The sequence below is a fragment of the Kribbella sp. NPDC051952 genome (assembly GCF_040680855.1).
Classification (GTDB): Bacteria; Actinomycetota; Actinomycetes; order Propionibacteriales; family Kribbellaceae; genus Kribbella.
This window is the reverse complement of sequence record NZ_JBFAXQ010000001.1, coordinates 744901-758773: the sequence shown is the minus strand read 5'-3', so window position 1 is coordinate 758773 and position 13873 is coordinate 744901. Positions and strand designations below refer to the sequence as shown.

At 67.6% G+C, this 13873-nt stretch carries 11 protein-coding genes; 3 read left to right on the top strand and 8 right to left on the bottom strand.

Going from position 1 to position 13873, the window contains the following annotated elements; translation table 11 throughout:
* Positions 1-65 precede the first annotated feature (65 nt).
* Positions 66-1613, top strand: a complete 1548-nt coding sequence (locus AB0L70_RS03705; RefSeq protein WP_363679563.1) for a molybdopterin-dependent oxidoreductase — start codon at positions 66-68, stop codon at positions 1611-1613.
* Here AB0L70_RS03705 and AB0L70_RS03700 read toward each other — a convergent pair.
* Complete coding sequence (locus AB0L70_RS03700) at positions 1594-2205, bottom strand: TetR/AcrR family transcriptional regulator (protein WP_363679561.1); 612 nt, start codon at positions 2203-2205, stop codon at positions 1594-1596. The two genes, AB0L70_RS03705 and AB0L70_RS03700, sit on opposite strands and share 20 nt — an antisense overlap.
* Positions 2206-2277: 72 nt before the next feature.
* Between AB0L70_RS03700 and AB0L70_RS03695 the strand changes: the two genes are divergently transcribed.
* Both AB0L70_RS03695 and AB0L70_RS03690 read left to right on the top strand, forming a co-directional pair.
* Complete coding sequence (locus AB0L70_RS03695) at positions 2278-2979, top strand: hypothetical protein (RefSeq protein ID WP_363679559.1); 702 nt, start codon at positions 2278-2280, stop codon at positions 2977-2979.
* Positions 2976-5039 (top strand): YhgE/Pip domain-containing protein, encoded by a 2064-nt coding sequence (locus tag AB0L70_RS03690; protein ID WP_363679557.1) that lies wholly within the window; start codon positions 2976-2978, stop codon positions 5037-5039. The genes AB0L70_RS03695 and AB0L70_RS03690 overlap by 4 nt, the downstream gene beginning before the upstream one ends.
* Here AB0L70_RS03690 and AB0L70_RS03685 read toward each other — a convergent pair.
* The 7 genes from AB0L70_RS03685 to AB0L70_RS03655 all read right to left on the bottom strand — a co-directional run bounded on the left by AB0L70_RS03685 (position 5036) and on the right by AB0L70_RS03655 (position 13762).
* Complete coding sequence (locus tag AB0L70_RS03685; RefSeq protein ID WP_363679555.1) at positions 5036-6280, bottom strand: hypothetical protein; 1245 nt, start codon at positions 6278-6280, stop codon at positions 5036-5038. The genes AB0L70_RS03690 and AB0L70_RS03685 overlap by 4 nt on opposite strands.
* Positions 6277-7173, bottom strand: a complete 897-nt coding sequence (locus tag AB0L70_RS03680) for a carbohydrate ABC transporter permease (protein ID WP_363679553.1) — start codon at positions 7171-7173, stop codon at positions 6277-6279. The genes AB0L70_RS03685 and AB0L70_RS03680 overlap by 4 nt, the downstream gene beginning before the upstream one ends.
* Before the next feature lie 9 nt (positions 7174-7182).
* Entirely contained in the window at positions 7183-8073 is an 891-nt protein-coding gene (locus tag AB0L70_RS03675; protein WP_363679551.1) for a sugar ABC transporter permease, read from the bottom strand.
* 1 nt (position 8074) lies between these two features.
* Positions 8075-9445 (bottom strand): N-acetylglucosamine/diacetylchitobiose ABC transporter substrate-binding protein, encoded by a 1371-nt coding sequence (gene ngcE / locus AB0L70_RS03670; protein WP_363679549.1) that lies wholly within the window; start codon positions 9443-9445, stop codon positions 8075-8077.
* A gap of 101 nt (positions 9446-9546) precedes the next feature.
* Positions 9547-10227, bottom strand: coding sequence for an N-acetylmannosamine-6-phosphate 2-epimerase (locus AB0L70_RS03665; RefSeq protein ID WP_363679547.1), 681 nt, complete (start codon positions 10225-10227; stop codon positions 9547-9549).
* Positions 10224-11108, bottom strand: coding sequence for a BadF/BadG/BcrA/BcrD ATPase family protein (locus AB0L70_RS03660; protein ID WP_363679545.1), 885 nt, complete (start codon positions 11106-11108; stop codon positions 10224-10226). Before AB0L70_RS03660 ends, AB0L70_RS03665 begins: the two co-directional genes overlap by 4 nt.
* Positions 11108-13762 (bottom strand): hypothetical protein, encoded by a 2655-nt coding sequence (locus AB0L70_RS03655; protein ID WP_363679543.1) that lies wholly within the window; start codon positions 13760-13762, stop codon positions 11108-11110. Before AB0L70_RS03655 ends, AB0L70_RS03660 begins: the two co-directional genes overlap by 1 nt.
* Positions 13763-13873 lie beyond the last annotated feature (111 nt).

The window sequence follows — 13873 nt, the reverse complement described above, 5'->3', positions numbered from 1 at the left end:
CCCGCTACTAACGGATGGGGCGCTCGGCTGGTGTCGAGCGCCCCGCCGCGTGTAATGGTTGAGAGGTGAAGCAAAACCGGTCGGACGGGTCGAAGACCAGCAGCGGCCCGAACGTCACGCGCTGGCGTGGCGCGATCGGCGGCGTACTCGCGGCCCTGGCCGGACTCGCGGCCGGAAGCGTGGTCGCCGGCATTCTCGGTACGTCGCAGACTCCGGTGGTCGCGATCGGGTCAGCCTTCATCGATCGGGTGCCGCCGTGGCTGAAAGACTTGGCCATCTCCTGGTTCGGCACGCACGACAAGGACGCGCTGCGGACCGGCATCCTGATCGTCCTGCTCGCGCTGGCCGCCGTCGGCGGGATTCTCGCCGTACGCCGTTATTGGGCCGGCGCCCTGGTCGTCCTGGTCCTGGCCGGGCTGGCCGTTGCGGCGGCGTTGACCCGGGCGGACACGGGACAGACCGGGTTCCTGCCCTCGATGATCGCCGGGCTCGTGGCGCTGGGGATTCTTCGGCTCTTCACCAGACGGCTCGAGCCGCTGATCGACTTCCCCGACGACGGCACCAGCCGCCGGGGGTTCCTGCAGTTGTCCGGCGGCGTCGCGCTCGGCGCGGCGGCCCTCGCACTGCTCGGGCGGGTTGTCAGCGGGAACCGCGCCGCTGTCTCCGACGCCCGGAAGCGACTCAACCTCCCGAAGCCGCCGACGCTTGACCCGCCGGCCGGCGTACAGGCCGATGGCGCGGTGCCATGGGTGACGCCGAACGACGACTTCTATCGGATCGACACGGCCCTCGCGGTGCCGCAGATCATGCCGTCGGACTGGAAGTTGCGCATCCACGGCATGGTCGACCGCGAGCTCGAACTGAACTTCAACGACCTGCTGAAGCGCCAGGCGATCCACAAGTGGGTCACGCTCACGTGTGTGAGCAACGAGGTCGGCGGTGACCTGATCGGCAACGCGCTCTGGTCCGGCGTACTGCTCAAGGACCTACTGGAGGAAGCGGGTCCGTCGAAGGACGCCGATGCGATCCAGTCGAAGTCGAAGGACGGGTTCACCGCCGGTACGCCGCTCAGCACGCTGCTCGACGATCGGCAGTCGATGCTCGCGTACGCGATGAACGGGCAGCCGTTGCCGGTGGAGCACGGGTTCCCGGTGCGGATCGTCGTACCCGGGCTGTATGGCTACGTGTCCGCGACGAAGTGGCTGGTGGATATCGAGGTGACGCGATTCGACCAGTTCGAGGCGTACTGGACGCCGCGCGGGTGGTCGGAGCGTGGTCCGATCAAGTTGTCGTCGCGGATCGACACACCGCTGGGCAAGAAGGTGGAGCCGGGGCCGGTGACGGTGGCCGGAGTGGCGTGGGACCAGCACGTCGGGGTGTCCAAGGTCGAGGTCCGCGTCGATGGGGGCCCTTGGCAACAAGCGACGCTGGCGACGGACCCGTCGATCGACACCTGGCGGCAGTGGCACTGGACCTGGGACGCGTCGCGGGGCCAGCATCTCTTGCAGGTAAGGGCATTCGATGAGCAGGGAAAGCCGCAGATCGAGGACTCGGCGCCACCTGCGCCGGACGGCTCGACCGGCCTGCACACGATCAGCGTGAAGGTCGGCTGACCGCTTCCAGCACCATCGGCAGGAACGTGTGCTCGAGTGAGCCCGCCGGAACCTTCCGAGGCTCCAGCAGACTTTGCGAACGAGCGCCTTCGTGCAACGCGATGATCATCCGGACGAACTGCTCCGGCGGCACGCTCATCGTCATCCCACTGGTCTCGGCGATCTCCTCGACCAGCTGCGTCAGGCTGGCCCGGAACATCGCCCGCTGCTCGTTCAACGCCCGCGCTGCCTCCGGATGCCTGAGCGCGTGCAGGGTGAACTCGGTGGAGATCAGGTGCCACTGCCGCTGATCCGGCGCTGTCTCGCCGAGCAGTCCGAGTACGGCGTCCAGCAACGTGCCCGGCTGGTTGGCGAGATCCGGGAGCAGTGCGGCGATCTGCTCGAGGAGTCGATCGGTGGTGGCCTGGAAGAGCGCTAGTACCAACTCGTCCTTGGACCCGAAGTTCGAGTAGAAGGCGCCGCGGGTGAAGCCGGCCCGGTCGCAGATGTCCTCCACCGAGGCGCCATGGAAGCCGCGCTCGGCGAAGACCTCGAGGGCACCGTCGAGCAGGCGGGCCCGGGTGGCGGAGCGGCGGCGCTTGGGCGGTTCCATACGAATAGGATACAGTTCTGTATTGGATACACAACCGTATTGAACTTGGGAAATACCGAACGGGGAACTGGGATGCAGCTCGAGGCCACCGGGATCAGCGTGCGCGGTCCACATGCGCCGATGCTGAACGCCACGTCGGTGCAGGTCGCCGACCATCAGGTGGTGCTCCTGACCGGCTACCCCGGTCCGGGTCACGTCGCGGCGGCCCTGGCACTGTCCGGGCGCCTCAAGCCCGACACCGGGTCGGTGCGGCTCGACGGGTCCGCTGACGCTGGTTTACTGCGTCGCCGCGTCGCTGTGGTCGATGCGCCCGGTATCACCGAGCCGGACGACGCACTGCCCGTTCAGACGGTCGTCGGCGAGGAGCTGGCGATTGCCGGTCAGAAGGCCGGCCGGAAGGCCGTACTGGAGTGGCTGGACGAGCATGACGCGGCAGAGCATGCGGACAAGCGGTTTGAGCACCTACCGGTCGCAGCGCGGACCAGACTGCTCGCAGAACTGACCGTGGCGCGGCCGGACGTGAAGGTGGTCATTCTGACCATGCCGGACCGGCACGGTGGCGATCCGCACGAGTGGTACGCGCTTGGGCGTTCGCTGGCGGCGCGTGGATACGGCGTGATCATCACGTGCGCTGACGCGTCCGCGCAGCTGCTGGATGTCAAGGCGGCTCAGCTCGGCGCGGTGGACCAGCCTGATCCGGTGCAGGTCGCGCCTATTGCTCCGGTTGAACCTGTTGCAGCTATCGAAGAAGAAGTCTTGGAGGAGCAGGCATGACCGCGCTGCGGATGGCACTGAGTGAGTTGCGGCGGCTGACGGCTGGGCGACTCCCGAAGCTGGCAGTGGTCGCACTGCTGCTCGTGCCGGTGCTGTACGGCGGCCTGTACCTCTACGCCAACCACGACCCGTACGGGCGCCTCGACAAGGTCCCCACCGCAGTAGTGGTAGAAGACGCCGGTACGACGCTCGCCACCGGCTCGAAGCTCGACGTCGGCCCGCAGGTCGCGGACGAACTCGTGAAGTCGAAGAGCTTCGACTGGCATCAGGTCGACCGGGCAGATGCGACCGCTGGGGTGTCGGACGGGAAGTACGAGTTCGCCCTGGTGCTGCCGAAGTCGTTCTCCGCCGACCTGGCGTCGAGTGCCGACTTCACACCGCGGCAGGCGCAGCTCGAACTGCTCACGAACGACGCGAACAACTACATCGCCCACACGATCGCGAACCAGGTCGTCGCGCAGGTGACGAAGACGGTTGCGTCGCAGGTGAGCGAGACGGCGGCTTCGCAGCTGTTGGCCGGGTACAACACGATCCACACGCAGATCAGCCAGGCGGCGGCCGGCGCTGCTCAGCTTCAGACCGGCCTTGGGTCGGCAGCGACCGGTGTGGGCAAGCTGCAGACCGGTGCGACGCAGCTGAACACGGCCCAGAAGCAGCTGTCCGCCGGTGCGACGACGCTGGCCGGCGGCGTGGGTCAGGCCTCGCAAGGCGCGACGTCGCTTGCCAATGGCGCTTCGAAGCTGGACAACGGTCTGGGCACGTTGAAGCGGAAGACGTCGACGCTGCCGAAGCAGACCAAGGCCCTCGCCACCGGCGCCGATCAAGTTGCTGATGGCAACGAGAAGGTCGCGGGTGCCGGTCGGCAGGTCGCTTCGGCGTCGAGCACTCTGGTCAAGGACCTCAGTACGTTCGACTCCGGTCTCGCGGCCCGGCTCAAGGCGCAGGGATTCAGTCAGCACCAGATCCGGCAGGTGCTGACGGAGACGGCCAAGCTGCGGACTCCCGTCGTACGCGCGAACACGAAGATCCAGTCCACCTCCAAGCAGCTCAACCAGCTCGCCACCGGCGCCCGCAAGGTGTCCAACGGGGCTGCTGCGTTGGCGAAGGCCACGCCGGCTTTGACGTCAGGGATCAGTACGGCGGCCAATGGCGCGCATCAGCTGAACACTGGCGCGAGTCAGCTCAAGACCGGCCTTGGGAGCCTGAATACCGGCGCCCAGCAGCTCGCTGCGGGTGAGAAGCAGGCGGTGGTCGGCCAAGGGCAGCTGCTGACCGGGGTGAACAGCCTGGCGACCGGAGTCACCCAGCTGAAGACCGGTGCGACCCAGCTGAACACTGGACTGGCCAATGGGGTCAAGCAGATCCCTAACCCCACTGCTAGCCAGCGCAAGGCGGTCGCCGAGACGCTCGGTGCACCCGTGACGCTGCAGAACGTCTCACAGGCCACGGCGGACAGCTACGGCGCCGGTCTGGCCCCGTTCTTCCTCAGCCTGGCCTGCTGGATCGGTGCGTACGTCCTCTTCCTGCTCGTCCGCCCGCTGTCACCGCGCGCTCTGGCCGCCCTGCAGTCGCCGTTCCGGGTCGCCTTGGGCGGATGGTTGCCCCCGGCCCTCTTCGGCGCCATCCAGGCCACGCTCGTCTTCACCGCGGTCACGCTCGGACTCGGCATCAACGCCGTCCACCCGTGGCTGACCGTCGGCTTCCTGATCCTGACGTCCTTCACCTTCGTCGCGATCCTGCACGCCCTGTCCGCGTGGTTCGGCGCCGTCGGCAAGTTCCTCGGCCTGGTCCTGATGGTCATCCAACTGGTCAGCGCGGGCGGCACCTTCCCCTGGCAAACCATCCCCCAGCCCCTCTACTTCTTCCACCACGCCCTCCCCATGAGCTACGCCATCGACGGAGTCCGCCACCTCATGTACGGCGGCCCCACCACCTCCCTGACCCAAGACCTCCTAGCCCTGGCCGCCTGGTTCACCGCAGCCCTAGCCGCCTCCACCCTCGCCGCCCGCAACCAACGCATATGGCCCGCCAATAGACTCCAACCAGAGCTAGCCCTCTAGCTATTCACGAACTGCGTGGTTTCTTTTAGTAGGCGGGTTGTGGTGGGTTGGTCGAAGTAGGTTATTAGGGCTTCGTAGGTGCCGGAGGTTGCGGCTGGGGGGTCTACTACGTAGCCGTAGTAGGCGTCGGTGTAGCCGATTACGCGGGTGATGGGGTGGGTGCTTTCGGCTTGGAGGCAGGCGCCGTGGGCGGCGAAGAGTTCTACTGGGAGGTTGATCCAGCAGACGTCGCCCATCGTGACGGCGCTGATGGGGAGTTGCAGGGAGGCGGGGAGGGACGCGGCGGCCATCAGGGCCTGGCCGCGGGCTCCGTCCAGGCGGGTTTGGGAGATGCGGCCGGAGGGGTCGTCTGGGCCGCCGGCCAGGAGGTCCTCGGCGGCAGTGACGAGCTGTGCGGCTTCAGCGGCGGATGGGACCGCGCGGACGGGCAGGTCTAGCGTCGTACGGCGGATAACCGGTGCGGACGCGCCCAATTCCAGGCCCGGGCCGGCCAGCGCGGACCGGACACGGGAAGCCAGTAATCCGCCGAGCCGGGTGACTTCGGCGGCGCCGCGGCCCTGGCGGGTGAAGCGGGGGCTGACGTCGCCAGCGGCGCCCTGGAGGTAGCCGACGACCGCAGGAGCCAGCGCGGCCCGGGCAGCGCCCGGCCAGTCGGCGGAGTACTGCAGGTTCTCCGGACCATAGGTCGTCGGGTGGCATGCGAAGTCCAGCAGGACCGCCTCGAGCGAGCCCTCCAACGAGTGCAGCGCGAGGATGCCGGCCGTGTTGTCGTGCGGACCGTTGCGATGGTGCCGGTTAGTACCCACGCCGATCACCTCGGTCGACCGCCACGACGCCGTCACGGGCCGGCGCTCCAAGGGAGCCGTGCGTACGGCGGACACCAGAGCGTCCACCAAGTCCCGCTCACGCAGTGCTGGGATGACCGGGTGAATCTCACCGGTCCACCCGGACGGGCCGGAGTGTGTGTGCGACGCGGACACGACCACCTGCGACGCCGGGATACCAGCCGCCGAACCGGCCGCCGACGACAACTCAGCCACGAGCTCCTTGCCGACAGCAATCGCGTCCAGGGTCAGCCACAGTACGCCGGAGTCGTCCGCTGTACTGAGCCAGATGATGGTGGCCCGCAGCGGGTCCGCCGTACCGGTGGCGACACCGGCGCGGGCGGCGTACCCGTCCAGCCGGTGGCCGGGCGGTGGGGTGACGTCCAGAGACGTCGCGGCCAGGAGGAGGTCGGTCACTTCAGGGCTCCCGCGGTCATGCCGGCACTGATCTGGCGGTGAAAGGCAAGGTAGACCGCCAGCACCGGAAGGATGGAGATGGTCAGTCCGGCGAACAGCCCCGAGAAGTCACTGTGGTACCCCTGCGTGACCGCGATGTTGGCCAAGCCTTGGGTCACCAGATAGCGCCGCTCGTCGGTGTTCAGTACCAAGGGAAGCAGGTATTCGTTCCACATGCCCAGGAACTGGAAGATTCCGATACTAACTAGTCCGGGACGAGCCAGTGGAAGCATGATCCGGAACAAGACACCCCAGTGCGAGCACCCGTCGACGAGCCCCGCCTCGGCCAGCTCCTTCGACTGGGTCTTGAAGAACGCGGTCAGGAAGAACACCGAGAACGACATGCCGTGCGTCGCGTACACCAGGATCAGACCGAGGTACGAGTTCATCAGCCCGAGGTTCTGGACCACGAAGAACAACGGCACCAGCGCGAGGAACCCCGGGAACACCATCCCCGCGACGAAGACGTAGAACAGCGCTCTGCTACCGGGGAACTCGAATCGCGCGAGCACGTACGCGACCGCGGAGGACAGCAGCAGCGTCAGTACGACGCCGCAGCACACCACGATCACGCTGTTGAAGAAGTACGTGCCGATGTGGGACTCGTTCCAGGCCCGGGAGAAGTTGTCCCACCGCCAGGTCGACGGCAGGCCCCACGGGCTGGTGAAGATGTCCTGGTCCGACTTGAACGAGCTGAGCACCGCCCACAGCAGCGGGAACAGCACCATCGCGCCCCAGATCAGCAGAAACCCCTGCGAGACCCCGCCGAGCACCCGCGACCCGATCTCCCGCCGCGGCGGTTCAGAGCGTACGGCGGGAGCCGGTGCGGAGGTCCGATCCAAAAGAGTCGTCACTGTGCCCCCTCAGTACTCGACCCGCTCGCGGCGGGTCAGCCGGAACGTCAGCAGGGTCAGGATCATGTTGATCAGGAACAGCGTCACGCCGATCGCGGAGGCGTAGCCGAACTTCCCGTAGGTAAAGGCGTTCGAGTACATGTACAGCGAGATCACCTGCGTCGCGTCGTCCGGACCGCCAGGACCGACCGACAGGATCTTCACCAGCGCGAACATGTCCAGCGCACCGATCACCAGGAACGCGAGCGCGGTCTGCACCGTGTTCCAGATCAGCGGCAACGTCAGCCGCCAGAACGACTGGAACGCACCGGCGCCGTCGAGGAGCGCCGCCTCGTACAGCTCCCGCGGGATCGCCGCCATCGCGGCCGTGAACAGTACGACGTAGAACCCGACGCCGCCCCACACCACCACGGCCATGATCGAGCCCAGCGCCGTACTGCCGTCACCCAGCCACAACCGCGCCAGCCCGTCCAACCCGATCGCCCGCAGGAACCCGTTCAGCAAGCCGGTCCTCGGCTCGAAGACGAACTGCCACAGCACGCCGACGATCGCGATCGACAGCACACCGGGGAAGAAGTAGATGACCTTGTAGAAGCGCGCGCCCGGTACGCCGTCGCGGTAGTTCAGCGCGGCCGAGAAGAACAGTGACAGCGTGACGATGATGATCGGCAGCGACACCAGCAGGAACAGGTTGTGCCGCAGCGCCACCCAGAACACCGAGTCGTGGAACAGCGCGACGAAGTTGTCGAAGCCGATGTAGTTGTACGACGCCGACAGGCCCTCCCAGTTCGTGAACGCGATCGGGAACGCCTGCACGTACGGCGAAATCACGAAGACCGCGTACAGCGCGAGTGGGACGATCAGCAGGCTGATGACGAACCGGTACTTGCCGTGGTGCATGTCAGGCGTGGAACTTCTTGATCGACGGGTCCTTCGCCGTCTCGTCGGCGTACTTCTGCATCTGCTTGCTCCACCCGTCCGGGGTGACCTCGCGGTTCATCAGCGCGGCCATCGCCTTGTCCGAGTTGTCCAGCAGCTTCTTGTACCAGAGCCGGAACGACCAGTCCTGGAACATGTTCGTGCCGGCCGCGGTGATCACGTCCTGCATCGACTTGTTCGCCGACGACAGCTCGACGCCGTCGCTGGCGCCCTTGACGACGGTCAGCGACTTGGTCACCTGGGTGAAGTTCTTCATGCACTGCTTGGAGACGATGATCCGCAGCAGCTCGAGGCCGCCCTGCGGGTTCCTCGCCTTGGCCGGCACGATCAGCGCGCCGCCGGGTCCACCCGTGACGGTCTCGTACGGCGCCTTGTCGTCCTTCGAGAGTCCCGGCACCGGGACCATCGTCATGCCCAGGTCCTTCGGCGCGATGGCACCGAGCTCGTTCTCCAGCCAGCCGCCGCAAGGGATGAACACGGCCTTGCGCTGCGCCCAGTAGGTCTGCGACTGGGTGTGCGAGAGCGCCTGCGAACCCTCCAGCAGGTAGCCCTTCGCGGCCAGCTCCTGGTACCCCTCCGCCGCCGCGATCAGGGCGGGATCGCGCCAGGCGTTCGGCTCCAGGTTGTCGATCTTCTTCTTCAGGTCCGGCCCGACCGCCTTGTACGCCGTCATCAGCATCGGGCTCGTCAGGTAGCCGGGGAACTTGCCCTGGTACGTCCACGGCGCGAGGCCGGTCTTCTTGATCTCGGCGCAGAGGTCGAGCATCTCGTCCCAGTGCTTCGGGTAGGTCCAGCCGTGCTGGTCCATCAGCGGCTTGCTGTACCAGATCCCGGCGACGCCGAAGACGTACGGCATCTCGTACTTCACCCCGTCGTACCGGCCGGCCTCGGCGACGCCCGGAAGGAGGGTGTCCTTGACCTTCTTGCCGGATTCGCCGTACGCGTCCATCTCGAGCAGTTCACCGATGTCGCGTACCTGCTTCTGCGCGGCGAGGGTGGCGCCGTCGAGGCCGACGTTCTCGATCAGGTCGGGCGGGTTGCCCTGGATGAACCGGGGCTGCAGTTGCTGCTGGAGTTGCTGGCCGCTGGTCAGCTTCACGTCCGCGTCCGGGAACTCCTTGCGGTACAGGTCCAGCGGCATGGTGGTCCATTCCTTGCCGTACCCGCCGTCGAAGTTGAAGAACTCGAGCGCCTTGCTGCCGTCGACGCTGGTGCCGGATCCGGCCGAGGCGGCCGATTTGTCCACCACCGGCTTGGCGCAGGAGGCGAGGGTGGCGACGGCGGATCCGGCCAGTGCGGCGCGGAGGAGCGTACGGCGGTCGACCTGGATCATGATGGGGGCGTCCTCTCAGGCGATGAATCCGTTCATGGATACGCCGCCCGGCACCGGTGCGGAAGAGGATTCGATCCCCGTCGACAAGATCGACTAGACCACTACTCCGGGTTTATGGAGGACGGAATCGCGCCCACGAGCCGGGCGGTGATGTCCATCGGGTTGGTGATGGCGTGGCCCACCACGACGGCGTGCGCGCCTGCTTCGCAGACAGTACGGACGTCTTCCGGCGTACGGATCCTGCCTTCGGCAACGATCGGGCAGTCCAGCTTCTCCGCCAGCCGGCGAACCAGTTCGACGTCAGGTCCGGTCGGCGTACGGCCATTGGTATAGCCGGACAGGGTCGACGCGACCAGGTCGGCACCTGCCTCACGGGCGGCCAGACCGGCGTCGAGGGAGTCCACATCGGCCAATACCGGTACGCCGAGTTCGTCGTGGATCCGGCGGATCTGCTGGTCCAGCCGCTGCCCGTCCGGTCGCGGCCGCAGGGTGCCGTCGAGGGCGATCAGGTCGGCGCCGGCCGCGACGATGCCGACCGCCGACTCGTACGTCGGGGTGATGAAGACGCCGGCCGGATCACCGAGTTTGTGCAGGCCGATGATCGGCAGGCCGGTCACGGCCCGGATCGCGGCGATGTCGTCCGGGCCGTTCGCCCGGATCGCGCCGGCCCCGCCGGCCTCCGCGGCCTGGGCCATCAGCGCCATCGAGGTGGGCGAGTGGAAGGGGTTCCCAGGACCTGCCTGGCAGGACACCACCAGGGTGCCGGGGGCAAGAGAAGTCATCGATGGTGAGTCACAATCAGGTCGGCGTACGTTCCGGCCGGCCCGGTCGCGAGTCGCTCCGCGCCGTCGAGTGAGTTCCCGGCGGCGGCGATCAGCTGCGCTCGGGCGGTGAGTGCCGCGCGGACCGGCGCCAGCAGTTGCTCGCCGGCGCCGTCGAACAGTCCGCCGACACAGGCGACAGGGACGGGGCCCTCGCCGGCCAGCTGCGCCACCGCTGCGTCGATCGTCTCGGCGATGTCGCCGGCCGCCCAGCCGAGGACGTCGTTGGCGACCGGGTCTCCTTCAGCGGCACAACGCAGTACCTCGGGCGCGAAGCGAGCCACGTCGTCGACGAGCGTGGAGGAGCGGTACAGGCTGACCGGATCGAGCGCGGTGTCGGCGAGCTTGGTCACCGGGCCGCGGCCGTCTCGCGCGCGCTGGACCGCGACCAGACCGGCGCGGCCGATCGCGAAGGCACTGCCCGCGTCGCCGAACAGGTACCCGTGCCCGTCGAGCTTGCGCCACGTGCCGTCCCGGTCCACCGCAAGGCAGACCAGTCCGGTGCCTGCGGCAACCACTACGCCGTACCCGTCGGGCAGCGCGCCGGCGTGCGCCGTCACCATGTCCTGTGTCAGCCGCACCTCATCGGCGTCGAGCAGGTCGCCGACGGCCGCGGCGAACGCCTCAGCCGCGCCCGACGCCTGCGGATAGCCGGTCAGGCCGAGCGCGACCACCTCGACCGGCCCGCTGACCTCCGCCTCGGCCGCGGCGGCTCGGACGGCGTCCAGCATGCGCTGAACGGCGTCCGGACCGTGCGTGTACCCAGGCCCTTGACCGGTCTGACCGGACGGGAGAACTCGCAGTCTGAGGGCGGATTGTCCGCCGTCAATGGCAATACGCATCATGCGGTGATCCAGTGTGAATAGTCCTGCCACGGAAGGTGCCACCGGTTCACCTTGCGGGTACGGCGGTCCTGGCCGGCGATGTCGTTCGCGACCAAGCGGACCGTGCCGAGGGTCTCGTCGTACATCACCGCAGGTGACCCGGTGAAGTGGAGCGTACCCACAGGTTCCCATGGGGTATGCCCGCCACGGACGTCGATCATCGAGCAATGGTGGATCCGGCGGTCGACGCCGAGCGCGTACACCTCGATCGCGTCGGCTCCCGGGTTAAAGGCGACCACCGGGTCGTCGGCGAGTTCGAGGTCGCCGAGTCGTTGCCAGGTGCCCTGGCCGACGCGGTCGTCGAGGTAGGTGTGGTGGAGATGACCGTCTTCGCCGCGGACGTAGATCTCGGTGGAGCGAGCCGGTTCGTTGCGGGTCCAGACCGGTTCGCCGTCGGCTCGGAGGTCGCCTAGTACGGCATTGGCGCCACCTTGGCGACGGATGATGCGTTTGTCCTCTCGGCGGTGGAACGTTGGTGGCTCGGGCTGGCCGGTGAGGATCGAGTCGAACTCGGCGCGGACGGAGGCGACCAGTGCGGACTGGTCCGCTGGTGGTTCTGGGAAGAAGGTGTCGGCGTTGAGATACTGCATGGCGGCGATCAGGCTGGGGGCGACCGACCAGCCGGTTTCGACGCAGTACGGACCCCAGCCGAGGTCGGCGTTCGAGCCGAAGTACTCCCAGGCGTCGAAATCGAACGCACGCTGCCAGGTGCCGTCGAGCTGCTGATCGGCCGGATCGTCGATCTGGATCCGGCTCAGATAGTCGAGTACGCCGTGCGCGAGCTCCTCGAACACCTTCTCGCCGGTCACCTTGTAGACAATCGGCAGCGCCCAGGCCGCGAACGGGGTGCCGTAGAGCTGATCGGTGACCGGATCGCCGTTGGCCTGGAAGATCGACGCCTCGTCCACGCCGTACGCCTCGTTGCTCGGCGGGCATTTGCCGTCCCACTCGGCGAACCCACCGTCCGGACCCTGGCGGCTCTTCAGATATTCGGCGAGGGCCAGCAACGTCTTCAGATAAGGGGGCTTCCGCGTGTAGAAGTAACCTCCGGCCAATGGCAGGAGGAAGCGCCCGGCCTCGCACGTGCGGCTGGTCTCCAACCGGACGCGCGGGAAGTGTGACGCCATGTGGTCCAGGCCGCGTTCGGCGATCTCCAGGTACGACGCCTCACCTGTCAGCCCGTACGCGTACAGATACGCGGTGAGCGCGGAGCTCTGCCAATGCGAGGTCAGATCGAGACCGTCGGTGATCGGCGTGCGGCCGATCTCCTCCCAGCCCTTCACGAGCATCGTCGACGGGGTCCGCCAGGGGTCGACCTGGAGACCGAGTTCGTCGTTCGCGGTCCGGATCAGCGACTCGACCCCGCGGAGACCGGCCTCGGTCTCACCGGAGATCAGCGCGAACAACGAGATCCAGCCGTTGTCGTCGGCAAAGAGGTTGTTCGTCGCGGTCAGGTCGGTCCGGCCGCCGCGCGGTTCCCAGGCTCCGTACAGCGCGTTCCGGTCGGTGAGCTGTTCTTCGTCGACCACGAGCCGCATCAGGTTGGCTGCGATCGTGTGTCCACGCGGGAAGTCGGCGAGGTCGGCGTACATCCGGAAGGCGTGCGCGGTCTGCGTGTAGCAGTCGCCGCGCGGGACCGGGCGGAACGGAAGCTTGCCGTCGACATCGATCTCGTTGGAGAACCCCTCCGCGACGCCCTTCGAACCGTCCGGCCGGTCGTAGAACATGCCGGCCCGGTCGAACCAGGCGATACCGCGGTCGACCATCCGGCGGTAGCGGTCGGCCCGTGGTCCGACCGTGACTGTTGCCGTGTGGTCGCCGACCGTGAAGTCGTGGTCGCCGTCTTCGAGGTGGAGGGGCTCGGACTCGAAGCGGCCGGGTGCTGTCTCGACGAGTTCGACGTCCGTCGCTGAGGGTTTGGTCGTAGCGCGGACGATGAGCTTCACCGGCTCGCCTGATACGGCCCAGACGCGGGGCTCGGTGAAGACCTCGATGTCGGGAGGGGGTGCGGTGCCGGTGAGTTCGGCCGTGATCACCTTGAGCAGGCGGCGCCAACGGCGTACCGGCTTGTAGTTGCCGGTGAGGTGGTGGCTGAGCGCGGTCGTCGCGTAGAGGAGGCGGCCGTCGCCTACCGGGATGTCGAGCAGGGCGGGGAAGGTGTGCTGCGGGGGACCGAAGACGGCTCGGTGGGTGCCGGCGACGGTGCCGTAGGTGAGCAGTTCTGTCGCATTGCTAGGGGCAACCACTTCCTGGGCGCGGGACAGGTGCTCGTCGAGGATGCTCAGCGGCTCGATCCCGGGCAGCGCGGCGGTGGTGAAGATCCGCTCGATGTGCGCGTCGCGGATGGCGCCGGTCGGGAGGAATCCGGTCTCGTCGACCGCGAATTCGACGTACGCCGATCCGCCGGCGCGGAGGTACTCCGCGAGCCGGCCGGTGTCGAGACTGGTCGGCTCCGGGTAGCGGTCGGCCAGGACGATGACCGCTTGGTGACCGGTGAGCTCGGGCGGCTGGTCGTCGTACCGGACGTACGGGAGACCGGCCTGGTCGAGGGCGGCGGTGAACGCGCCCGCCGGACCAGGCGATCCGATGACGGCGATGGGTGATGCAGTCACCGGTTCACTGTTGCCGACGAAACGCGGCCGGTAAAGCAGCTTGAGTAGACCACTCGGTGGGTAGGGCGGGGTTCAGGTCTCACCGGCCTGCCGGTGCACGTCCCGCGGGGC

What these genes read in the sequence shown, in the direction of transcription:
- AB0L70_RS03660 (WP_363679545.1), bottom strand. Translation starts at nt 11,108, where the DNA reads ATGCGTATTGCCATTGACGGCGGACAATCCGCCCTCAGACTGCGAGTT.
- AB0L70_RS03700 (WP_363679561.1), bottom strand. Translation starts at nt 2,205, where the DNA reads ATGGAACCGCCCAAGCGCCGCCGCTCCGCCACCCGGGCCCGCCTGCTC.
- ngcE (WP_363679549.1), bottom strand. Translation starts at nt 9,445, where the DNA reads ATGATCCAGGTCGACCGCCGTACGCTCCTCCGCGCCGCACTGGCCGGA.
- AB0L70_RS03690 (WP_363679557.1), top strand. Translation starts at nt 2,976, where the DNA reads ATGACCGCGCTGCGGATGGCACTGAGTGAGTTGCGGCGGCTGACGGCT.
- AB0L70_RS03665 (WP_363679547.1), bottom strand. Translation starts at nt 10,227, where the DNA reads ATGACTTCTCTTGCCCCCGGCACCCTGGTGGTGTCCTGCCAGGCAGGT.
- AB0L70_RS03675 (WP_363679551.1), bottom strand. Translation starts at nt 8,073, where the DNA reads ATGCACCACGGCAAGTACCGGTTCGTCATCAGCCTGCTGATCGTCCCA.
- AB0L70_RS03695 (WP_363679559.1), top strand. Translation starts at nt 2,278, where the DNA reads ATGCAGCTCGAGGCCACCGGGATCAGCGTGCGCGGTCCACATGCGCCG.